The following is a 22,803-nucleotide window of genomic DNA, read 5'->3' on the forward strand; positions in this document are numbered from 1 at the left end:
TGGCCTCGTTCACCGCGCCAAGCGCAAGAGCTTGCCACTGTCAGTCAAAAGCAGCAAAGCCCCGTCGGCGGCCTGACGCACATCTCGGATGCGCTCACCCTGATCCTTGAACATCTCGGTGCGCGATTGCACCGTGTTTCCGCTGAGCTGCAGGCGCCATAAAGCCTGGCCGGCCAGCGAGCCCGAGAAGAGCTGGCCCTGCCACTCCGGGAACATGCTGCCCGTGTAGAACACCAGGCCGGCCGGCGCCACCGACAGCGGCACCCAGTAGGTCAATGGTTCCACATAACTCGGCGCATGAACGCCACCGCCGAGGCGGCAGCCCTCGCTGATCGGATCCCCGTAGTGGCAGCCATAGCTCTTGATCGGCCAGCCGTAGTTGGCCCCGGCCCGGGCGATATTGATCTCATCGCCACCCTGCGGGCCGTGCTCGCTGACCCACAGCTCGCCAGTGCCCGGATGCAGGGCGGCACCCTGGGGGTTGCGGTGACCGATGCTCCACAGACCGGCACGGGCGCCTGAGCCGAAGCTGGGGTTGTCGCTGGGGATGCTGCCATCGCGCTGGATGCGCACCACCTTGCCCAGCGTCTGTGCCAGGTCTTGCGCCGGTGCACCGAGCTGGCGCTCGCCCAGGGTCACAAACAAACTCTTGTCACGCGCAAACACCAGGCGAGATCCGAAGTGGCCGCCGCCGCTGACTTTGGGCGCCTGCCGGAAGATCGTTGCCACATCGAGCAGTGCATTGCCGACCAGACGCCCGCGAGCCACGGCCGTGCCGGACTTGCCAGCCTCCGCCCCCTGCCCCGGTTCAGCGTAGCTGAGGTAGACCCAGGGCGTGCTCGCAAAGTCGGGATCAATCGCCACATCGAGCAAGCCGCCCTGCCCGGCTGACGCCACTGCGGGCACACCGCTGATCGCAACCATTGGGCCTTGGCCACTGGCCGGAAGCCTCAGCAGGCTGCCACCTTTTTGCGTCACCAGCCACTGGCCGTCGGGCAGTTGCACTATGCCCCAGGGGCTTTGCAGATCGCTACGCAAAGTGCTCAGCTGTGGCGCAGTCGGGGTGGGCGCAGGCGTTGGGGTGGGCGTGGGGCTGGGTTCAGCCGCGACGGAGCTGCCCCCTCCGCCACAAGCAACCAAGAACAAGGCGGTGATGCAAGCCAAGGTGCAAATCGAGGGTCGAGCGGACATGGCGGCGGTCTCCGGTGGCAAAGCTTGGCGGGAGTCTATGCCGGCCACCCGCTTGGGTCTCGCCAAAGATCTCGCCACTTCCGCTGACATGCCGACGTCTTCGCTCAGCACCGGCCGCGGGTGAACGGTCTTGCCCATGTCCACCACGTCCGCCGCGATCGCAAGGGCCAGGGCAATCTCGCTGCAGTCGGCACTTGACCCAATAACTCTACATATGTAGAGTTAAAAGATGACACGAACACGCGCACCTTCACAGCAGGCCCTGGCCGTGCTGCTGGTTTTGGCAGACGCCGGCGAAGAATGGCGTCATGGCTACGACATCGCGACGCAGGCCGACATCAAATCCGGCACCTTGTACCCCCTGCTCATGCGGCTTGAAGCGCAAGGCCAACTCGAGGCGGTGTGGCAGGAGTCGCCCACACCGGGCCGGCCGCCACGCCACGCCTACCGCTTGACGGAAGCTGGCCGTACCTGGCTGGCCGGCATGGGCGATGCACTCGACCAAGCGCGGGCTCGGCGCCGGGCCGCTGAGCTTCAAACCGGCTGGGCTGTCGCGCCGCGTTCATCGACCAAGCCATCATGAGCAAACCCGCACAAACCGCGTTGCGACTCGTCCTCGCGCGATGGCTGATGCGCGCATGCCTGGCCCTGATGCCCAAGGCACAGGCGCCCTGGGCGCAAGCCATGGCGGCCGAGCTCGACGAGATCCGCGCTGCCGGAGCGGCCTGCAGTTTTGCCTTCGGTTGCTTGGCACTGGCGCTGAAGCTGCGTCTCTTGTCGAACTGGCAATCGGCTGCAGCGAGCGCCAAGCGCATGACGGGTGCGTTTGTATACCGGGGCCTGAGCGGCCGCTTGCTCAAGCCCATGCACACGCACATGCATGAAGCAAGCGTGGCCCGCATCGGCGCCGCAAGTGCTTGCCTGGCGGTGCTTGTGGGTGGCGTGTTCATGGCCACGACGGGCGCACCCAAGGCCTGGCCCTGGATGAACGGCCTGTCCTTGGCCTTTGCCCTGGCCAGCCTGGCCCTGCTGCCCAAACAAGGGCTTCAAACAGACCAGCGCCTGCGCGATCGGCTCTGCCTCCTGCTGGGCAGCCTCTTGCTGGCGAGTTGCGCATTGGAAGCCCGCGAGGGTTTGAACGGGCGCTGGCTGCAGTTGGGCCCTGTGAGCGTGCAGCTGGTGTGGCTGCTCGTGCCCAGCCTGCTCTTGCTGTCGAATCGTCCGGCCGGACAGGCACAAGCCAGCCGTCACCTGGGCAGCGGCCTGGGCTTGCTGCTGGCCATCGCCGCGCTCTGGGCGCAAACGGAGCCGATGTGGCTGTTGCTGATGGGTCTCATGCTGCTGCTGCGCAGCGCGCGAAGAAGCGAGCCTCAAGCGGCTCATCAGGCCAACGCTTTGCTGGCCTGCCTGGCATTGCTGGCGGCGGGCTTGAGCAGCCAGCACTGGCAGATGCCAAGCAGCCAGGCCTTCGTCGATCAGGTCCTGCTGCAAGCCTGGTCGCACAGCCCTCAGCCTTTGCTGACGGGGCTGATGCTCGCCGCCCTGCTGCTCTTGGTCCTGCCAGGATGGCGCCACCGGCACGCACGCGAACACAGCCTGCTCTGGGCCGGCCTTCTGTTGATGAGCCTGCCGGGCCTCCTGCCCACGCCGCTGCTGGGCATGGGCGGCAGCGCCATCTTGGGCTATGTGCTCAGCCTTGCAGCTGTATCTGGGCCCGAGCCCGGCCCACAGGCGCCCAGCAAAGCAGCGCATACGCCCCGACACCGGCGAGAGCCGCACCAAGCCCCATGGCGACGGCTCAAGCCTCGCTAGACCCGGCTGAACCTCGCCTCGACCCAAGCCCAGCCGACTCGCATTCCCCTGCGGCCCGCATCTCTGACTGAGCTCACCCGAGCCAAGGTGAGGCTGCCGCATGGCCGCTTGTATTTCTCGTCTTATCCGCGGCCGCTCAGCCACTCCGCCTGCACAGCCAGGCACGCATCAGCCACATGAAACACCAAACCACCATGAAGCGTTCTCGCCGCACCTCTTTCTTTGTCGCCGCCGTCTTGCTGCTGGCCCTCATCAGCATCAGCGCGCTTCTCTGGCAACGCTGGAGCCAAGCCTGGGGGGATCAGGCCGTGAATTTCACGCCGGCACAGCAGGAATGCGGGCAAGAAGGGCAGATTCGCTACTGCATCAACCGGGATGTCGGCGGCGTGAACGGCGACTGGCTCTACCACCTGCATGGCCGCAAGCTCGACGAAACCATCTGGAACGACCCGTCCTACATGACCGCCATGGTCCAAGGCGCGTGGCAGCAGATGGGCCAACGCCCGCCCAGCGTGGTGACGCTGTCCTACGGTCCTGTGTGGCTGCTCACCCCCAAGGGCAAAGCCGAAGCCAGCGGCTTGCTGGAGCAGATCCACACCGACATGGCAGCCATCGAAGCGCGCCACGGACGCCCGGCGCGACGCTTGCTGCTGGGGGAATCCATGGGCGGCCTTAATGCCTTGATCCTGGGCCTGAACCGGCCTGAGCACTTTGCCAAGGTGGCCGCGCTGTGCCCCGGTGTCTATGTAGATTCGCCGTTCGCACCCCTGAGCCAACTGAAGGCCGCGCTGGAGCGCACGGGCGCCGATCCCAAGATCGGCTTCGGCGTCGTCCGTCTGGCGCGCCAGTATGTGACGGACGATGCGGAATGGCAGCGCGTTTCCCCGCTGGCCTTGATCGAACAAGAACTCCCCGCTTCAAGCCCGCGTCCGCAGCTCTACGTCTCCAACGGCCTGTACGACCGCTATGGCAATTTCGAGGGCAGCCAGCGCCTGATCGAACGCGCGCGTGCTCAGGGTTGGCAGACCGAATGGCACCCGATTTACGGCGGCCACTGCGCGAGCGACATCGACTCGCTTGCGCGATTCTTGCTTCCCGGCTGACGGCTTCCTGCACCCACAACAAGGGTACTCGCCGCTGCTTCTTGGCGGGCACAGCCCGCTTCAGGCGTTCACGCGCCTGATCTTGTTCGATCGAGTCGCCCCGGACAGTCTCCCGTCCGGGGCGATTATTCGCCATCCACCCAAGGACTTGCTTGCGCGCCGCCTGAGCGTCTATCTGAATCGTTCACAGCCGAGCAGCCCGTGCCGCCAGAAACCGCCGATCGCTTTCGAGGGTCGCCAGTTCGATGGCCCGGTCGTACGCCCGCCGGGCGGCGTCGGTCTGTCCCGCCATGGCGAGCACGGCGGCGCGCGCAGCATGCAAGGGCTGGAAGTCTGCCAGGTGCTCCTGCAGTTCGTTCAGTGTGGCCGCCGCCGCGGCCAGCATTCCGTTCTCGGCCATCGCGACGGCGTGATTGACGCGCACCACCGGTGTCGGCTCCAGAGGGAGCAGCGCCGTGTACAGATGAAGAATCTGAGGCCAGTCCGGCGCGGGTTCGGCCATCTGGCAGGCACTGATCGCCGCCTTGATCTGAAACGGCCCGGCCCGTTTGCGGCGCAAGGCCGTCTCCAGCCTGTGCCGACCTTCGGCCTCGAGCTCGCGTCGCCACAGCCGCCGGTCCTGTTCCGCAGGCGGCACGGTCTCGCCGCTGGCGTTGACCCGCGCCGCCCGTCGTGCTTCGGTCAGCAGCATCAGGGCGAGTGCGCCTTCGATCTCGGGCTGCTCTGGACACAAAGCATCCAGCAAGCGCGCCAGAAACAGCGCCTCGCCACAAAGATCGCGCGCCTCATCGGGTGCGGCGGTATAGCCGGTGGTGAAGATGAGGTAGACGGTGGTGAGAACCGCCTGCAAGCGCTCATCCCAATGCTCGGGCAGGGGCACGGCATAGGCGATACCCGAGCGGGCGATCTTGGTTTTGGCCCGGCTCAGCCGCTGGCCCATGGTGGCTTCTTGATCGAGGAACAAACGGGCGATCTCGCCGGTGGACAGGCCACACACGGAACGCAGCGTCAACGCCACCCGCGATTTGAGCTCCAGCGCGGGGTGGCAACAGGTGAAGATCAGGCGCAGGCGCTCGTCGGGAATGGGCTCGGGCTCGTCTTGACCGAGCAAGTCCTGGATCAGCTGTACCGCCGCCTCGCGCTCGCCGTCGCGGCCCTCGGCGCGCAGCTGGTCGAGCGCCTTGCGAAAGGCCACGCGGATCAGCCAGCCCTGGGGCGACTGGGGCAGGCCATCACGCGCCCAGTGGCTCAGCGCTGACAAGCAGGCTTCTTGCAAGGCATCTTCCGCGCGCTGGAAGGAACCGAGCCGGTACGTCAACGCCGCCATCAGCCGCCCCCGATCGTGGCGCAGCACATGCTCCAGCGCCTGGACAAGTGCGATGGCCTGGGCGGGGGCGCTCATTCGCTCGCCAGCGATCAGGCGTCGGCCGGGTCGTAGTTCAGCAAGGGCCGAACCTCGACGGTGCCGAATGCGGCCACCGGCATCTGCGCCGCGTAGCGCAGGGCGGTGTCGAGGTCGGGCACATCGAGCACGTAGTAGCCGCCCAGATGTTCGCGGGTTTCGGCAAAGGGGCCGTCCATGGTTTCGACCTTGCCACCGCGCACCTTGATGGAGGTGGCGGTCTCAATGCCTTGCAGGCCTTCGCCGCCGCGCAGAACGCCATCGGCCTGGGCCTTTTCGCTGAAGGCTGCGAAGTCGGCCATCATGGCCTGGAACTCGGGCGTGCCGTAGACGGGCTCGGCCTCGGGCGTGCTGTAGAGCAAGAACATGTATTGCATGGTGATTTCTCCAAACGATGCGAGGAACAATGATGAGATGGGGGCTGCCGGCCTCATAAACCTGGCGAGCATACGAGCAGGCCGCCCTTCACGATGAGCAGCGCGTGCAAGAACACGGCCGCCATATGAAGACGCCGCCGACGATCCGGATTTCGACATCGGCGCGCACTATTTCTTCTGCCGACCTGTTGGCCCCGGGGTTGGCCTTCGCGCACAAGGCCAGCAAATGCACCGATCGAGCTCGATGCCCGATGCCCGATGCAGTTTGTTCGATGATCGGCATGTTCTTGGGTGGGGCGCCTCGCTCCGGCATCGCGGGCAAGCTTTCGGGCATGAGGCGGGGTCGACTCAGCGATGACCGCTGCCCTGCCACTGCGCAGCCACCGGATCTGCACCCGACCAACACTCCACACCTTGATCCCGCACTGTGGCGGTGTTTGCTTCTCCGCACATCAGGATTTCTTCAGCCGCTTCTCAATCTGCATCTTCCGTCCGGGCGCCTGCACCAACGCTGCTCCAAAGCTGCATCAACAACCGTCCATTTCTCATGGCAAACCACCGATCCGCTGCGCCTTCTGCAGATAAGTCGCCAAGACCGCGGACGGCGGCTGCGGTGCCGGCCCGCCAAAGTGCGCATGCAGCGCGCGTTCGCTCAGATAGAACAGAGCTTCCCATTGCACCGGCTCGGTGGGGTTGTGGCTGGCTTTGTCATCCACCCACAAGCTCACCGGTTTGCCCAAGCTCTTGAGGGTCGCGGCGTAGTGCGCGATGCTTTTCAGTGGCACGCGGTCATCCTGCGCGCCCGCCCATAGATAGACCGGCACGCGCAGCTGGCTCGCGTTCGTTGCGGCGGATTGTTCGCGCATGCGGCGCATGAATGTCTCATCACCAATCGGCAGGCCCAGATACGGCGCACGCTGCGCCATCGGCAAGCTGTCGCCGCGCAATGGATCGCTTTCGTTGTCGACATACCATTTCATGGCCCAGCCAAAATCGCTGGGCGCGGCCAATGCCAATGCAAAGCGGAAACGCCCCGGGTGGTGCGTGACGCCCATCAGGGCGCCATAGCCGCCGAAAGAATGTCCAACCAAGGCCTGGCGGTCCGGATCGCCAATGCCCTGGGCAAGCAAGGCATCCATGCCTTCGAGCACATCGCGCAGTACCGCGCCTTTGCCGAAGTCGCCTTTGTGCGCAAGCAGGTACTGCTGGCCATAACCTTCCGAAGCGCGGAAGTTGGGGGTGAACACCGCAGCGCCGCGACTCACCATCAACTGCGTCCAGCGGTGGTATTCGCTGCGAGTTTGAGAGAACGGGCCGCCATGGATCAGCGCCACCAAAGGAAGCTCCCGCGCCTTCTTGCCCGGCGGCAAATACAGCTGTCCGTGCAGGCGCATGCCATCACTGGCTTGCCAGCTGAAAAACCGGGCCGCCGCCAGGGCGGATTCGCTCACGGGTTTGGTCTGCGCACGCAGGTCTTCAAGCACTGGGCGCAGCGCAGCGCTCCGCAAATCCATCACATGCGCGCGCGGCCACTGCAGGCGCGCATGTGTTTCCAGTACGAGCAGGCGGCTGCGCGTGCGGTCAATGCTGAGGTGGAGGTCCTGAAACGGAAAGCGCGTCTCCAGTTGTTTCAACACGGGTGCAAACGCCGGATCCAGCGCCTGCCAACGCTGGCGATCCGTGTACCAGGCGACAGCGAGAGGCGGCCCGCCCCGCCCGTCAAGCAGCGCCTCCTTCAGATCGGAGATCTTTTGAGGATCTTCACTGACCAAGGACAGCGATGAAGCCTTGGCCTGCCACCGCAGCAGGCTCGTGCGGTCCGTCAGCTTGGGGCTTTCAAACCAGACACCTTGCTCATCCGCAGCCGTCAGACTGCAAGCGTCCAAGGGCGGGCAGGCCCAGGCAAGCTGCCAGCGCGGCGGTTCACCGCGCGGCGCAGCGTTGTGCCAGAGCGCATCGCGGTATTGCGCATTGCGAAGCCGCAAACCGCGCAGCACGCCCTGCCCATCAAACACCGCGTTGCGGATGGCCTCTTCACGTTGCAACAGGGTCTCGACGCGGCCATCGCTGTACACGCGCAGCAAGCGGTGCGCACTGTTGTGCGCGGGCTGCAAACGTTCATCGATCAGCATCGCCTGCTGAACCGGGTCCACACTCAGCACGCGGCTGCGCAGCTCCTTCTTCAGCCCGTACACCGTGCGAACCTGTCCACTCAGCGACACCCAGGAGATCTGCGTGGGAGAGCTCAGCCACAGACCCGCACCGTCAGCGGCCCATTGCCAGCGCGCACCGTTCAGGTTCTTCAGCAGCACCCCACGCGTGCTTGTCGCGCTGCCGCCGTCGAGTGCCTCGATCGACAGCGCGATGTCACTCTCCAGCCGATGACTGACGCCCAACCATTTCCCGTCCGGCGAAAGGCTCACCTGCTCCCAGCCACGCGTGCCGAGAAACGCCGCACGTCCTGGCAACGCTGCCTGGGCCTGCTTGGCACTTTCGGCCGCGGCGCCTTGCAAGGCTTCTCGGTCGGCCGCTGCGAGGCCCACGCTGGCACCTGCATCGTAGGCAAACAGGAGCAGGGCCAGTGCCGGCAAGACGCGCAAGCGCATGCTCAGGCTGACGCTCAGGCTCAGGCTCAGACTCATGCGGGCACTCCCGCCACGGCGCCAGCTTGCGAGGGCTTCGGCAAACGCTTTTCAATCAACAGCAAGCTCAGCAGCGCTGGCAGTCCACCCAGGGCGGTCATCACCAGCCAAAGCAGCTTGCGGCGCGCCTGCAGCGCGGTCCGCCTCATCCACCACAAAGCCAGCAGCACGCTTGCAGCATTCAGGATGAGTGCACGCGTGAGCTGCGCCGCATCCGGGGTGCCCCACACCGAAGCCCCCTGCACGATGCCGTTGTCGAGCAGCACCACCGGCGCATGTCGAACGGCGTAGTGGACGGGCGACAACCACCAGGCAACAGTCTCGTACCAAGCCGGAAAGTCATTTTGCAAAGCGCGCTCAGCCAGCACCTGTACCGCGCCCTGCACATCGACGTGCAACAAGATCTGACGGATGGATTCGCCGTTGTAATAGCCACCAAAGGTCAGACCGATCAACCAGCCGTCCACCAGCTCAGCAGCATCCAGACGCGACAGCGAACCTGCGCCCTGGGTCTGCCCCATCGCTTGCACAAATGGGACACCCGGTATGCGCCAGACTTGGCGCTCACTGAGCTGACGTACGGTCCCGGCGGTTTGGTCGTAGGTGGCGCGGTCCGGGCCAAACAGGCGCATGCCCTGGCTGGTGATGGCCAGCACCTGCTCACCAAACGTCAGTGGTGCGGCGATGAACACCTCGTCGTCGGCCAAACGCACCTGTTCCAGCGTGCGTTGCTGTGCCAGGTCGATTTGGTAGATCACGCGTGGTGTCAGCAAATACTGGCCATCGAAGGGTGTGGGCACCTGCGCAAACGGTGTGGGGTCTGCAAATCCTTTCACGCCCCAAACGCCTTTGCTCGCGCCGCTGCGCACATCACGGCCATGGAACACCATGTCATCGTGGCTGAAGGTCCACTCGATGCGCTGCTTGCTGTCTTCCCATTGCACGATGCGCTCTTGGTAGGCCTGGTGCCGCACCGGATAGCTCCGCATCCGTGTGGAAATCGACTGCGGCGTCAGCAGCGGCATCTGCTCGGCCCAAACTGCAGCGCGCTCATCCTTCGAGACGGCCAGCAAGCCGGACAACAACTCTGCGGGCTCCTGCCGCACCGCTTCGGTGTAGCCGCCGCGCGGCGGCACGGGCATGTTCAGGGGATGCGTGCCCGCAAACATCATCAGGAACTCGTAGCCAATCGCGGCGATCACCAAGACAAAGTACAAGCCCATTTGCAAAGGCAGCGCCGTGAGCACCACCAAGGCGCTGCTGCGCACATGCTCGTCGCGATTCGGTTTGAACTGTGTTGAGGCAATCGCCAACAGCACCAGCATGCCGAGCACTTCGGTGAACAACACGGACGCGCTGTGGGCGAACGACCACATCAACCAGATCGGCACGATCAACACCACCGCCGCCGTCGGCCGCACACTCAAGACCGCGCAGACGCCCGCCAGCCACGCCGACAAGGCCAAGACCCAGCCATGCACCGGCATCCCATAGCGATGCGCATCGATCAGGCGATCGCTGCCGAAATCCAGTACCAGCAAGGTGGCCAGCATCGGTACGAAAACGCAGATCAGCAGATTGATCGCCGCAACGGCCACCATGGAGGCAAACATGGTGTGATGCGGCACCGGGCGGTGCAGCAGCCACAGCCATTTGGACGCTTTCCGGTAACTGCCGATCTGGAAAATGGCCCACAAGAAAGCCACAGCCATATAGGTCAGCATGAACAGCCGATCCACCGGATACGTTTGCTGTTGCATATCGGCAAGGCGGTTCAGAAAAACCAGGGTCATCACATGTGCAAGCGTCAGCAAGCCCGTGACCCATTTGAAGCGCAGCAACTCGCTGCGCATGACATCACCATTGAGTACGGACATGGCCGGCTCCTTCTTCAGCGGGGGCCGCGTGATCGCGGGTCAGGAATGCATTGACGGCACGGTCGAGGCTGACCGGCATGGTTTGGACATGGCGCGCACCGAAGCCGGTCAGAACCTCGCCGTATTGCGCGTCCCGATCGAGTATCAGCACATGCACGAGTCCGTCGAGCTTTTGCAGCAGCAGCACTTCAGGTCGCGCACGCAGCGCTGTCACGGCCGCAGCGGGCAGGTCCGCCACCCACAGCGACACACGCTCGCAAAATTCGTCCGGCGCGGACATGTGCTTCAGTTCGCCACGTTCCAGAATGATCAGGTTGTCGGCAACCCGTTCGATCTCTTCCATCTGGTGCGAGCAATAGATGATCGTGCAGGCCTCGACGCTGTTGCAGAACATCAGCGCCTCCAGAAACGCACGTTTGGCCACCACATCCAGACCCAGGGTCGGTTCGTCGAGGATCAGCAGCTCCGGGCTTTGCGCCAGCGCCATGGCCAAATTGATGCCAGCGCGTTCGCCACGCGAGAGTTGCGCGACTTTCTGTTCGGGCAAGACATTGAAGTGGCCGGCCGTTTCATCGAAACGCGCCTGATCCCATTGCGGGTATTGACGGCGCTGCATCGCGACGACATCACCGATGCGCATCCATTCCGGCATGGTGTGCTCATCGTTGACAAAACCGATGCGCCCGCGCACCTCCGGCGACAACTGCGCACAGGACTGATCGAGGATGCGTGCGGAGCCGGAACTCGGCGTCTGAAAGCCGAGCAGCACGCGAAACAGCGACGATTTGCCAGCGCCGTTGGCACCGACGATCGCGTGAATGCGACCGCGCGGCACCCGCAGGCTCAAATCCTTCAGCGCGAATTTGCGGCCGTATTGCAGCGTCAAGCCCTCGGTCTCGACCACGTATTCGCTGGCTGCGGTGCTGCGCATCCGCGCGTCGTTGGCCGGTGCGACGACGCGCAGCGCCGGCCAGTTCTCAAGTTGTGCGTTCATGGGGGATCCTTTTCAGGGAATTCAGGGGCCGGGTTTTCAGCGGCCGGGATTGGATTTGCGGGTGGCTCGGCGCCCGGCCGGACGCTCAGGCCCGCTTTTTTGGGCGCAGCGCGTCCAGCTCTTCGCTGACGCGCGCGACCAGCGTCTCTGCCGGGAAAGCCAGGCCAATCACGTCGCTGACAAAGCGCTGCACGGCGTCATCCAAGCGACGCTCACGCTCGCTGTCGGACAGGCGCTGGCGCGGTGTTGCCACGTAAAGGCCGAGGCCCGGTCGGGCATCCAACCAGCCTTCGCTGCTCAGCTCGCCGTAGGCTTTGGCAACCGTGTTGGGATTGACCATCAATTGCTGCGCGAGGCCACGCACGCTGGGCAACTGATCGCCGACCGCCAACTCGCCCGCGGCGATCTGGCGGCGCACGGCATCGACGATCTGCTGAGTGATGGAGCGCGGATCGCCGGTGGCGATCTGGATCATCAGGGGAATGGTTCGGGCCATGCTGCGCCTGTATTTGCTGTACTAGTTGCTATAGTACACACCAAACCACCGTCAGCCGTCAAGCCCCCTCCCGGCTCCAAACCACCTTGCCGTCCGGAGCGAAGCAGAGCCGCAGCAGCCGGAATCTGCACGTAACAAAGCCCCGAACAGTTTCCCGTCCGGGGCTTTGATGTGCAGTTCAGCGCAGCCGCAGATGACTTGCGTGCCGGTGGCAAATCCGTGCAAGACCCATGCGCCACTTCCGCCGCCATGCCGATGCGATCCATCAGCGTGGGATGCGGGGGGATGGTCTTGCCGATGTCCACCGTGTCGGCGCCCACCTCGATGGCCAGGGCGCTTGCATCGTCAGCATCGCCCCAATCATGCCTCCGCCGCCCATGTGCGCAGCCTACGGTGGCCGCCAGCCGGCCTTGCCGTATCGCTGCGCGGGTCTATGTCGAAAGCAGGTCCCGCACCGAAACCTTCAGGCTGCGACGACAGGCCGCATGGCCCACGAGGCACACGGACGCCACCATGACAAGGACCATCCCCGTCACCCACAGCGGGTCGGGGTTGTAACTCAGATTGAATTGGGTGCGGTAGATCAGCAGGCCGGCGCCCCACGTGCCCACGACGGCCCCCGTGGCCGCGATCAGGGCCGTGACACACCAGTCCTGGAAGTTCAGCCAGAGGCAATCGCTCCTCCTGAGCCCCATGCTCATCAGCAAGCCGTTCTTCTGGCGGTCATCGTCGCTGAAGCCGCTCACCGACGCCGCGAGGACAAGGAGCGACAGCAAAAGCACCATGGCCGCGTAGCCAAAGGTCACCTTCGTGAGGATGCCGATCGTCTGGTCGAATCGCTCGGTCAGCTCCCGCAGCGGCACCAGTGACAGCGTGGGGTGTTGCTGCCACAGGTCGGCCAGGGTGTTCCAGGCCGATGCCGGCAGTTCCATGCTGCCCATGTGCTGCGTTAGGGCCTGCATGTGCGAGCGGGCGGAAGACGGGACCTGGAACCAGAACGTGATGGACCCACCGCCCGGTTGCGGGGCGTGACTGGCCACGAGTTTGAACTCGTGAAATTCGCTGCCGATCCGGTACCTGAGCGTGTCGCCGTAGTCGAGCCCCAAGTCGCTCATGACGTCGGGTTCGGCGGAGATCTGCTGCCACCGGTCGGTACCTGCCGCCCACCACTGGCCGCCGACGAGACGGTTGTTGCCGGGCAATTCGTCCGTCCAGCTCAAGCGTATCGGGTCCTGGAGCTGTGCCAGGGAGTCGCTGGGCTTGCGGGCGGGATCGGCAAGCGGCTTGCCGTTCACGGCGACAAGCTGGGCAAAGACGAAGGGCCGCAGCGTGCGGACGCTGCTGCCGGTCTCCTGTGCCCAACGATGAATCGCATCGATCTGCTCGCCCTGCGCTTGCGCAATCAGGAGATTGCCATCATGGGTGCGTCGATGGCTTTCCATCGTCGCGCCCAGATCCCGCATCAGCATCAGCGTGAACAGAAGCAGCAGTCCGCACAAGCCCAGACCCAGCACCTGCGCCGATTTCGAGAACAGGCGCTGGCGCATCATGAAGAGCGCGAAGGGAAGCAGACCGGTGCGCCGACGCCCCCACAGATCACCCGCCCGGACCACCGCCCACGTCAGGACCGCCATCAGTGCCAGCGCCAAGGCCATGGCCGCCAGCGTCAGACCGGTCAGCAGCCCGTTGTCGGAGTACGCCCAGGCCAGGAAAGCGACGGACGCGGTGCTCCAGAACAGCCGATGTCCCAGCTCATGGCTTGGGGCCGGATTGCGAAGGAGCCCGGTCAAGGAGGCGCGGGCCAGCTGAAGAAAGCTGGGGACCTGGAGCGCCAGCAGCAGCAGGAAGACCAGGCCGACGGTCTTCATGCCAGGCCGCCAGGGGTGTGTCGCTCGAAGCCCGGGGAAGTGCTCCTGCAATTGGGCGACGATCACGCTGTGGGCCCATGTGGCCAGAATGCTGGCGACGAGGGCCGCCAGAATGAAGCCGACCAGCCACTCGCCCAGGGCCATCAGGATGCCGGTGCGGGTGCGTACGCCAAAGCTGGAATAGATCGCCAGCCGAAAGCGTGTCTTTGCGAGCCAGCGGCGATTGCTCATGTCCAGGGCCACGGCGCCCAGGAAGAACAGGATGACGGACGCGAGACCGAGGAAGTTCTCGGCCCGTTTCCAGAAGCCGGCGAGCGGGTGTTGGCCACCGACTCTCTGGATCAGCTGGGCACCCGGCAGCGCCTCGCGCACCCAGCCCTTGATCTCGGCTTGCTGCGCTTCGTCGGCTGCGATCAGGTGACGCGTGCGAGCCCTGCCGTCGCTGATCAAGGTGCCAGGCAGGCTCTGGGCATGCACCATCGCACGCAGGGCCGTGCTGTGGCCTTCCAGGATGCGGTCGGGTTCATGATGCAGCACACCAGTGAACCGCAAGTCGGCGCCACCGACGCGCAGGCTTTCACCGGCTTGCGCCCGAAGCTGCACGGCCAGCCTCGGGTCGAGCCAGATCTCTCCCACTCTCGGGCCTTCGCGAGTCGCGCGGGGTGGATCCAGCGGCGTGTCGCCGACCTGCAGACTGCCCTGCAAGGGGTAGGCCTCGTCAACGAGCTTCAAGCGCACACGGGCCCAGGCCTCCCGATGCGTGAGGGTGATGTCCGTCAACTGCGTGACCGACACGCGCTGTGCCAGCGACCGGATCCTCAGCTCATCGTCTGCCTTCCATGGCGTGTGCGTTTCAACGACCAGGTCCGAGCCCAGCATCTGATCGAGGTTGTCGGCCAGATAGCGCTGGATCGACGCGCTGGCGAGCGTCAGCGTCAAGAGAAAGAAGAGCAGGACCGTCTGCGTGGCAAAGCTGATGCGCCCGTCGGCATCCTGCAGGCTTCGCACGCTGTTCTCCAGGGTCAATTTGAGCCTGCTCACGCCGCCGCCTCCAGCCGCCCGGCCGCAAGCAGCCAGGTCTTGTCGGCCCGCATGGCCAGCGGCTTGCTGTGCGTCACGATCACGAGCCCGCAGCCTGTCTCTCGCGCACAGTCAAACATCAGGGCCGCCACGCTCTCGGCGGTCTGCACGTCCAGGTTGCCGGTGGGCTCATCGGCGAAGATGAAGCGCGGGGCCGTGACGAAGGCCCTCGCCACCGCGACGCGCTGCTGCTCGCCACCGCTCAGCTGGTGGGGCCGGTGCCGGGCCCGGTCCTTCAGTCCCACGCGTTCGAGCCACCGGGCAGCGACAGCGAAGGCGTCGAGGTGACCCTTCAGGCGAAGCGGCAAGGCCAGGTTGCCGATGGCATCGAGTTCCGGGAGCAGGTGAAACTGCTGGAAGATGAAGCCGGAGCGGGCGCGCAAGGCCCATGCGTCGGCCGACGCCCCGTCGAGGGTGCAGCACACCGTGCCGCCCGCCGGCCGCTCCAGGCCTGCGGCAATCGACAGAAGGCTGGACTTGCCCGCGCCGGATGGGCCGATGATCGCCACCGTCTCATGGCCGCGAACCGTAAAGGAGAGCCCGCGAAACAACTCGATGCGTTCGCGGCCCGCATCGAAGTGATGGCAGATGTCCCTCAACTCGATGGTGTCCGTCATAGGGCACTCCGGTCGTCCGAGGTGCGCAACTGGCTGGCGACAGCGCGAGACGACGCGCTGGCCTGGCGCTTCGGCAAGTCATGCACTTCGGTGCTCATCCACCGGTCCGAAGCCATCCAGCCGTCCTCGACCTGCATCATCCCAATCATTTGCAGGTAGGCGTCCAGGGGCATCCGGGTCACCGCTTCGATGAGGGCGACCTGGACGTCGCTGGCCATGCTGTATTCGATGCGCTGGCCCGGCCCGAACTTGAGCTCGATGCCGGAAAGATCGCCCACCATCTCGCGCAAGCTCTTGCGTCGACTCAGTGGATTCGCCAGCAGGTAGCGAATGTCGATCCAGTTTTGGATGCCGCCGCCGTAGCCGAAACCGGCGGTGTGCGAGAGCAGCTGACGGAGGGTGACGAGCTGGGGCTTGCCCTCGTGCTCGAACAGAGCGAAGTCGGGCAGGTGTTTTCGAATGTCATCGTCCAGCGACACCTTGCCCTGATCCACGAGTTGCAGCAGGGCGAACGCCGTGATCGGCTCGCTCACGGTGGGGATGCGGAAGATGGCGTCCTTCCACATCTCGCTGACGTGCTCGCAATTCACCGCACCGTAGGCCTGATGGTGAATGGTGGCGTCTCCGCGCTTGATCAAGACGACCGCGCCGGGCAGTTCGTGCTGCTTGATCAAGACCTCGAAATTCTGCGAGAACAGCGGGTCGGCGAAGCTGGCTGTGCTGAACAGGAACAGGCTCAGGGCCAGTTTGCACAGATTGGTTTTCTGCATGGATTCGGTCCGATAGGTGGAGACCGTCGCAGATTAGTGAGGCGGGTGTGAACGCGATGTGAAGAGGCGACGGCACGGCCCTTGTCGGCCCGTCAAGGATCGACAGGTCCCAGAGGGTCGAATCGGAAAGCCGGCTGGCGAAGTCGCGAGCGGCAAACGCCCATCCGGCTCGCCTGGCACACCATCATCCACAGGCGCGTCGCAGAACGCAAAAAGCCCGATCCATCGCCGGACCGGGCTTTTTCAGTAGCGCTTGAAGCGGGGCTTACTTACTTCCTCGCCGGCGGCAAATCCGTGCAAGACCCATGCGCCACTTCCGCCGCCATGCCAATGCTTTCGCCCAGCGTCGGGTGCGGGTGGATGGTCTTGCCGATGTCGACCGCGTCGGCACCCATCTCGATGGCCAGGGCGATCTCGCCGATCATGTCGCCGGCGTGGGTGCCGACAATGCCGCCGCCGACGATGCGGTGGGTCTCTTCATCGAAGAGCAGCTTGGTGAAGCCTTCGTCGCGGCCGTTGGCGATCGCGCGGCCCGAGGCGGTCCAGGGGAACAAGCCCTTCTTGACCTTGATGCCTTGGGCCTTGGCCTGGTCTTCGGTGAGACCCACCCACGCCACTTCCGGGTCGGTGTAGGCCACGCTCGGAATCACGCGAGCGTCGAACTGGCTCTTGGACAAATGCGCGTCGCCGAGGATGGCACCGGCTGCCACTTCGGCCGCCACATGGGCCTCGTGCACCGCCTTGTGCGCCAACATGGGCTGGCCGACCACATCGCCGATGGCGAAGATGTGCGGCACATTGGTGCGCATCTGCACGTCCACATTGATGAAGCCACGGTCGGTCACCGCCACGCCGGCCTTCTCAGCGGCGATCTTCTTGCCATTGGGCGTGCGGCCCACGGCTTGCAGCACGAAGTCGTAGACGCCTTCGCTCTTGGTACCGTCCAGGCCCTCGAACTGCACCTTGATGCCTTCAGGCGTGGCCTCGGCACCGACGGTCTTGGTCTTCAACATGATGTTGTCGAAGCGCTTGGCGTTCATCTTCTGCCAGACCTTGACCAGATCGCGGTCGGCGCCCTGCATCAGCCCGTCCAGCATCTCGACCACATCGAGGCGTGCACCCAGGGTCGAGTAGACCGTGCCCATTTCCAGGCCGATGATGCCGCCACCGATGATCAGCATCTTCTTGGGCGTGCCCTTGAGTTCCAGCGCGCCGGTCGAGTCGACGATGCGCGGATCTTGGGGCAAGAAGGGCAGGCGCACGGCTTGCGAGCCGGCCGCGATGATGGCTTGCTTGAAGCGAACCACCTTCTTGGCGCCGGTCTTGGCCTGGGCCTCGCCGGCGGTTTCTTCGACTTCCACATGGAAGGCGTCGATGAAGTTGCCATAGCCGCGCACGGTGGTGACCTTGCGCATCTTGGCCATGGCCGCCAGGCCGCCGGTCAGCTTGCCGATGACCTTTTCCTTGTGGCCGCGCAGCTTGTCGATGTTGACGGTCGGGGCGCCGAAGTCCACGCCCAGATCACCAAGGTGCGAGACCTCGTCCATCACCGCAGCCACATGGAGCAAGGCCTTGGACGGGATGCAGCCCACATTCAAGCAGACGCCGCCCAGGGTGGCATAACGCTCCACCAGCACGACCTTCAAACCGAGATCGGCCGCGCGGAAGGCGGCCGAGTAGCCGCCGGGGCCGGCGCCCAGCACCAACACATCGGCTTCCAGATCAACCGGGCCGCTGTAGCTGCCGGCGGCGGGGACGAAGGCGGGAGCTGGCGCGGCTACGGGGGCCGCCACGGGGGAAGCGGCTGGGGCAACAGGAGCAACAGCAGCAGGCGCCGGCGCCGCAGCCACTTCGGACTCCAGCACCAGCAACAGCGTGCCCTGGTTGATCTTGTCACCCAGCGCGACCTTGACTTCCTTGACCACGCCGGCATGCGAGGACGGGATCTCCATCGAGGCCTTGTCGGACTCCACGGTCACCAGGCTTTGCTCGACCTTGACCGTGTCACCGACCTTGACCAGCAGCTCGATGACGGCCACATCCTTGAAGTCGCCGATGTCGGGAACTTGTACTTGAACCAATGCCATGTCAGGGTTCTCCGGTCAGAGCACGATGCGGCGGAAGTCGGCCAGCAGCGAAGCGAAGTAGACATTGAAGCGCGCAGCGGCCGCGCCGTCGATGACGCGGTGGTCCCAGCTCAAGCTGAGCGGCAGCATCAGGCGCGGCTGGAAGGCCTTGCCATCCCACTTGGGCTCGATCTGGCTCTTGCACACGCCCATGATGGCCACTTCCGGCGCATTGATGATGGGGGTGAAGTAACGACCACCGATGCCGCCCAGGGACGAGATGGTGAAGCAGCCACCGCTCATCTCGGCCGGGCCCAGCTTGCCGTCGCGCGCCTTCTTGGCCAGCTCGCCCATTTCGGCGCTGATCTCGAAGATGCCCTTCTTGTCAGCGTCCTTGATCACCGGCACGACCAGGCCGTTGGGCGTGTCCGCCGCGAAGCCGATGTGGAAGTACTTCTTCAACACCAGCTTCTGGGCGTCGCCCTCGCCTTCCAGCGAGGCATTGAACTCGGGGAACTTCTTGAGAGCCGCCACGGCCGCCTTGATCATGAAGGCCAGCATGGTGACCTTGACCGCCGCCGGGTTCTTCTCGTTTTCCTTGTTCGTTTGAACACGGAAGGCTTCGAGCTCGGTGATGTCGGCATCGTCATGGTTGGTCACATGCGGGATGACCACCCAGTTGCGGTGCAGATTGGCACCGCTGATCTTCTTGATGCGGCTGAGGTCCTTACGCTCGATCGCGCCGAACTTTTCGAAGTCCACCTTGGGCCAGGGCAGCAGGCCAGCCAGTCCGCTACCAGCCGAAGCCGGTGCGGCAGCAGGTGCCGTAGCCTTCTGCGCCACGGTCTGCAGCGCGCCAGCCATCACGGCCTTGACGAAGGCCTGCAGGTCTTGCTCCTGGATGCGGCCATTCGGGCCCGTGCCCTTGACCTCATCCAAAGGAACACCCAGCTCGCGCGCCATGCGGCGGATGCTGGGCGAGGCGTGCGGCAGCTTGCCCTTGAGCACGCTCGGGTCGTGAGCGGGAACGGCAACAGCAGCAGCCGGCGCGGCCACCACGGCGGCGGCAGCCGGAGCGGCCACGGGCGCAGCAGCAGGCGCAGGTACAGCTGCGGCAGGCGCAGCGGCCACAGGTGCCGCAGCAGCAGCGCCCTGCACTTCCACCAGCGCCAGCAGCGAGCCCTTGGCCACCTTGTCGCCGAGCTTGACCTTGAATTCCTTGATCACACCGGCGTGCGAAGACGGGATCTCCATCGAGGCCTTGTCGCTCTCGACCGTGATCAGGCTTTGCTCGACCTTGATGCTGTCACCGACCTTGACGAAGACCTCGATCACCGCCACCGACTCAAAATCGCCGATATCGGGCACGAACACTTCGACCAGGCTGCTCGCTGCCGCCGGGGCGGCGGCCACAGGGGCTGCAGCGACCGGAGCCGGTGCAGCAGCAGCTGCCGCAGCAGGAGCGGCAGCCGGCACAGCAACAGCGGCCGAGCCCGCAGCCTCGACCAGCAGCACCAGGCTGCCTTCATTGACCTTGTCGCCCAGGGCCACTTTGATCTCCCGCACCACGCCGGCGTGGGTGCTGGGGATCTCCATCGAGGCCTTGTCACTCTCGACGGTGATCAGGCTTTGCTCCACGGACACCGTGTCGCCCACCTTGACCAGCAGCTCGATCACCGCCACGTCCTTGACGTCCCCGATGTCGGGAACTTTCACTTCTACCAATGCCATGTCTGTCTCCGCGAGCGCGATCAAGCGTACAGGGGGTTGATCTTGTTGACGTTGAGGCCGTACTTGGCAATCGCCTCGGCCACCTTGGCGGCCGGGATCTTGCCTTCATCGGCCAGGCTCTTGAGCGCGGCGACGACGATGTAGTGGCGGTTGATTTCGAAGTGCTCGCGCAGCTTGGAGCGGAAGTCCGAACGGCCGAAACCATCGGTACCCAGCACCTTGAAGCTGCGGCCGGCCGGGATGAAGGCGCGGATCTGTTCCGCGTAGTTCTTCATGTAGTCGGTCGAGGCCACGACCGGGCCGCTGGTGCGGCTCAGCTGTTGGGTCACGAAGGGCACGCAGGACAGCTCGGTCGGGTGCAAGAGGTTCCAGCGCTCGGCGTTCTGGCCATCGCGGGCCAGCTCGTTGAAGCTCGGGCAGCTCCAGACATGGGCGCCCACGCCCCACTCCTGCTCCAGCAAGACCTTGGCCGCCTGGCTTTCGCGCAGGATGCTGCCGGAGCCGAGCAGATTGACCGTCAGGGCCGTGCCAGCCTGGGCTTCTTCCAGCAGATACATGCCCTTGAGGATCTGCGCCTCGGTGCCGACCTTGAGGCCCGGCATGGCGTAGTTTTCGTTCAGCAGGGTGATGTAGAAGTAGACGTTCTCCTGGTCTTCCACCATGCGCTTGAGGCCGTGCTGCATGATCACCGCCACTTCGTGCGCGAAGCTCGGGTCATAGCTGATGCAGTTCGGAATCGTGCCGGCCAGGATGTGGCTGTGGCCGTCTTCGTGCTGCAGGCCTTCGCCGTTCAGGGTGGTGCGGCCCGAAGTGCCGCCCAGCAGGAAGCCGCGCGCCTGCATATCGCCGGCCGCCCAGGCCAGGTCACCGATGCGCTGGAAGCCGAACATCGAGTAGTAGACGTAGAACGGGATCATGACCCGGTTGTTCGTCGAGTAGCTGGTGGCCGCAGCGATCCAGCTGGCCATGCCGCCGGCTTCGTTGATGCCTTCTTGCAGGATCTGGCCGTCCTTGGCCTCGCGGTAGTACATCACCTGGTCCTTGTCGACCGGGGTGTAGTTCTGACCTGCGGGGTTGTAGATGCCGATCTGGCGGAACAGGCCTTCCATGCCGAAGGTGCGGGCCTCGTCAACCAGGATGGGCACGACGCGCGGGCCCAGGTCCTTGTCACGCAGCAACTGGGTCAGGAAGCGCACGTAGGCCTGAGTGGTCGAGATCTCGCGGCCTTCGGCGGTCGGCTCGAGCACGGCCTTGAAGGTGTCCAGCGGCGGTGCGCTGAAGCTCTCGTCGGCCTTGACGCGGCGCTGCGGCAGGTAGCCGCCCAGGGCCTTGCGGCGCTCGTGCAGATAGCGCATCTCGGGCGTGTCGTCGGCCGGCTTGTAGTAAGGCAGCTTGGGCAGCTCGCTGTCGGGAATCGGGATGCCGAAGCGGTCGCGGATGTACTTGATGTCCTCGTCGGTCAGCTTCTTGGTCTGGTGGACGGTGTTCTTGCCTTCACCGGCCTTGCCCATGCCGTAGCCCTTGACGGTCTTGACCAGCAGCAGGGTCGGCTGCTTGGAGTCGTTGTTGTGGGCGGCATGGAAAGCGGCGAAGACCTTCTCGGGCTGGTGGCCACCACGGCGCAGCTCGAAGATCTCCTCGTCGCTCATGTGCTCGACCAGCTTGGCGGTCTCGGGGTACTTGCCGAAGAAGTGCTTGCGGACGTAGGCACCGTCATTGGCCTTCATGGCCTGGTAGTCGCCGTCCACGGTTTCCATCATCAGCTGCTTGAGCTTGCCGCTCTTGTCGCGCGCCAGCAGCTCGTCCCAGCCCTTGCCCCAGATCAGTTTGATGACCTTCCAGCCGCTGCCGCGGAACTCGCCTTCGAGTTCCTGGATGATCTTGCCGTTGCCGCGCACCGGACCGTCCAGGCGCTGCAGATTGCAGTTGATGACGAAGACCAGATTGTTCAGGCCTTCGCGTGCGGCCAGGCCGATGGCACCCAAGGACTCCGGCTCGTCCATCTCGCCGTCGCCCATGAAGGCCCAGACCTTGCGGTTCTCGGTGTTCGCAATGCCGCGTGCATGCAGGTACTTCAGGAAGCGCGCCTGGTAGATGGCCATCAAGGGGCCCAGGCCCATGGACACGGTCGGGAACTGCCAGAACTCGGGCATCAGCTTCGGATGCGGGTAGCTGGACAGGCCCTTGCCGTCGACTTCCTGGCGGAAGTTGTCCAGCTGCGCCTCGTTCAGGCGGCCTTCCAGGAAGGCGCGTGCATAGACGCCGGGGGCGCTGTGGCCTTGGATGTAGAGCAGGTCGCCGCCGTGCTCTTTGCCTGGTTCGGCGCTCTCGGCATGCCAGAAATGGTTGAAGCCGGCGCCCAACATGGAGGCCAGCGAAGCGAAGGAGCCGATGTGGCCGCCCAGATCGCCGCCGTCGGCAGGGTTCAGGCGGTTGGCGCGCACGACCATGGCCATGGCGTTCCAGCGCATATAGGCGCGCAGGCGCTTCTCGATCTCGATATTGCCGGGGCAACGCGCTTCCTGCTCGGCAGGAATGGTGTTCACATAGGCCGTGGTGGCCGAGAAGGGCACGTCGATGCCGGACTGGCGGGCATGCTCGATCAGGGTGTTCAGCAGGAAATGGGCACGTTCACCACCTTCTTCACCAATGACGGCGGACAGAGCGTCCAGCCATTCCTTGGTTTCCAGCGAATCGGTGTCATTGGCGGCTGCGCCTAGAAAGGACTGGGGCTGCGCGGACATGGCTTGTCTCCGAAGATTTGACTCGAGGGGCAT

Annotated in this window: 16 protein-coding genes; 3 read left to right on the forward strand and 13 right to left on the reverse strand. The window is 64.8% G+C overall.

What is annotated here, in order from left to right; translation table 11 throughout:
• Positions 1-9 precede the first annotated feature (9 nt).
• Entirely contained in the window at positions 10-1,191 is a 1,182-nt protein-coding gene (locus ACQY39_RS21685) for a PQQ-dependent sugar dehydrogenase (RefSeq protein ID WP_428509786.1), read from the reverse strand.
• Between the two features lie 229 nt (positions 1,192-1,420).
• On the opposite strand from ACQY39_RS21685, the gene ACQY39_RS21690 reads away from it, so the two are divergent.
• The 3 genes from ACQY39_RS21690 to ACQY39_RS21700 all read left to right on the forward strand — a co-directional run bounded on the left by ACQY39_RS21690 (position 1,421) and on the right by ACQY39_RS21700 (position 4,106).
• The gene (locus tag ACQY39_RS21690; protein ID WP_428509788.1) at positions 1,421-1,774 is read left to right on the forward strand and encodes a PadR family transcriptional regulator; all 354 of its coding nucleotides are present in this window, start codon (positions 1,421-1,423) and stop codon (positions 1,772-1,774) included.
• Positions 1,771-3,003, forward strand: coding sequence for a hypothetical protein (locus ACQY39_RS21695; RefSeq protein ID WP_428509790.1), 1,233 nt, complete (start codon positions 1,771-1,773; stop codon positions 3,001-3,003). The genes ACQY39_RS21690 and ACQY39_RS21695 overlap by 4 nt, the downstream gene beginning before the upstream one ends.
• A 194-nt stretch (positions 3,004-3,197) precedes the next feature.
• Positions 3,198-4,106, forward strand: a complete 909-nt coding sequence (locus ACQY39_RS21700) for an alpha/beta hydrolase-fold protein (protein WP_428509792.1) — start codon at positions 3,198-3,200, stop codon at positions 4,104-4,106.
• Positions 4,107-4,290: 184 nt separating this feature from the next.
• On the opposite strand, the gene ACQY39_RS21705 is transcribed toward ACQY39_RS21700, so the two are convergent.
• The 12 genes from ACQY39_RS21705 to aceE form a co-directional block, all read right to left on the reverse strand.
• A complete protein-coding gene (locus tag ACQY39_RS21705; RefSeq protein WP_428509794.1) occupies positions 4,291-5,508 on the reverse strand; it encodes an RNA polymerase sigma factor in 1,218 nt (405 codons plus the stop codon).
• A gap of 14 nt (positions 5,509-5,522) precedes the next feature.
• Positions 5,523-5,885: a YciI family protein gene (locus ACQY39_RS21710; RefSeq protein ID WP_428509796.1), complete on the reverse strand. Its 363-nt coding sequence runs from the start codon at positions 5,883-5,885 to the stop codon at positions 5,523-5,525.
• Between the two features lie 545 nt (positions 5,886-6,430).
• A complete protein-coding gene (locus ACQY39_RS21715) occupies positions 6,431-8,398 on the reverse strand; it encodes an alpha/beta hydrolase family protein (protein ID WP_428509798.1) in 1,968 nt (655 codons plus the stop codon).
• A 125-nt stretch (positions 8,399-8,523) separates the two neighbouring features.
• Positions 8,524-10,404: a hypothetical protein gene (locus ACQY39_RS21720; RefSeq protein ID WP_428509800.1), complete on the reverse strand. Its 1,881-nt coding sequence runs from the start codon at positions 10,402-10,404 to the stop codon at positions 8,524-8,526.
• On the reverse strand, positions 10,385-11,398 hold the full coding sequence (locus ACQY39_RS21725; protein ID WP_428509802.1) for an ABC transporter ATP-binding protein: 1,014 nt from the start codon (positions 11,396-11,398) through the stop codon (positions 10,385-10,387). Before ACQY39_RS21725 ends, ACQY39_RS21720 begins: the two co-directional genes overlap by 20 nt.
• Before the next feature lie 85 nt (positions 11,399-11,483).
• A complete protein-coding gene (locus ACQY39_RS21730; protein WP_102766371.1) occupies positions 11,484-11,894 on the reverse strand; it encodes a GntR family transcriptional regulator in 411 nt (136 codons plus the stop codon).
• A 431-nt stretch (positions 11,895-12,325) separates the two neighbouring features.
• Positions 12,326-14,788: an ABC transporter permease gene (locus tag ACQY39_RS21735; protein WP_428509805.1), complete on the reverse strand. Its 2,463-nt coding sequence runs from the start codon at positions 14,786-14,788 to the stop codon at positions 12,326-12,328.
• Positions 14,789-14,799: 11 nt separating this feature from the next.
• Positions 14,800-15,459 (reverse strand): ABC transporter ATP-binding protein, encoded by a 660-nt coding sequence (locus ACQY39_RS21740; RefSeq protein WP_428509807.1) that lies wholly within the window; start codon positions 15,457-15,459, stop codon positions 14,800-14,802.
• A complete protein-coding gene (locus tag ACQY39_RS21745; RefSeq protein ID WP_428509809.1) occupies positions 15,456-16,229 on the reverse strand; it encodes a serine hydrolase domain-containing protein in 774 nt (257 codons plus the stop codon). The genes ACQY39_RS21740 and ACQY39_RS21745 overlap by 4 nt, the downstream gene beginning before the upstream one ends.
• A 269-nt stretch (positions 16,230-16,498) precedes the next feature.
• Complete coding sequence (lpdA, locus tag ACQY39_RS21750) at positions 16,499-18,316, reverse strand: dihydrolipoyl dehydrogenase (RefSeq protein WP_428509811.1); 1,818 nt, start codon at positions 18,314-18,316, stop codon at positions 16,499-16,501.
• Between the two features lie 15 nt (positions 18,317-18,331).
• Complete coding sequence (aceF, locus tag ACQY39_RS21755) at positions 18,332-20,026, reverse strand: dihydrolipoyllysine-residue acetyltransferase (protein ID WP_428509813.1); 1,695 nt, start codon at positions 20,024-20,026, stop codon at positions 18,332-18,334.
• 20 nt (positions 20,027-20,046) lie between these two features.
• On the reverse strand, positions 20,047-22,770 hold the full coding sequence (aceE, locus tag ACQY39_RS21760; RefSeq protein WP_428509815.1) for a pyruvate dehydrogenase (acetyl-transferring), homodimeric type: 2,724 nt from the start codon (positions 22,768-22,770) through the stop codon (positions 20,047-20,049).
• Positions 22,771-22,803 lie beyond the last annotated feature (33 nt).

Source organism: Roseateles sp. (assembly GCF_965262435.1).
Classification (GTDB): domain Bacteria; phylum Pseudomonadota; class Gammaproteobacteria; order Burkholderiales; family Burkholderiaceae_C; genus Paucibacter_A.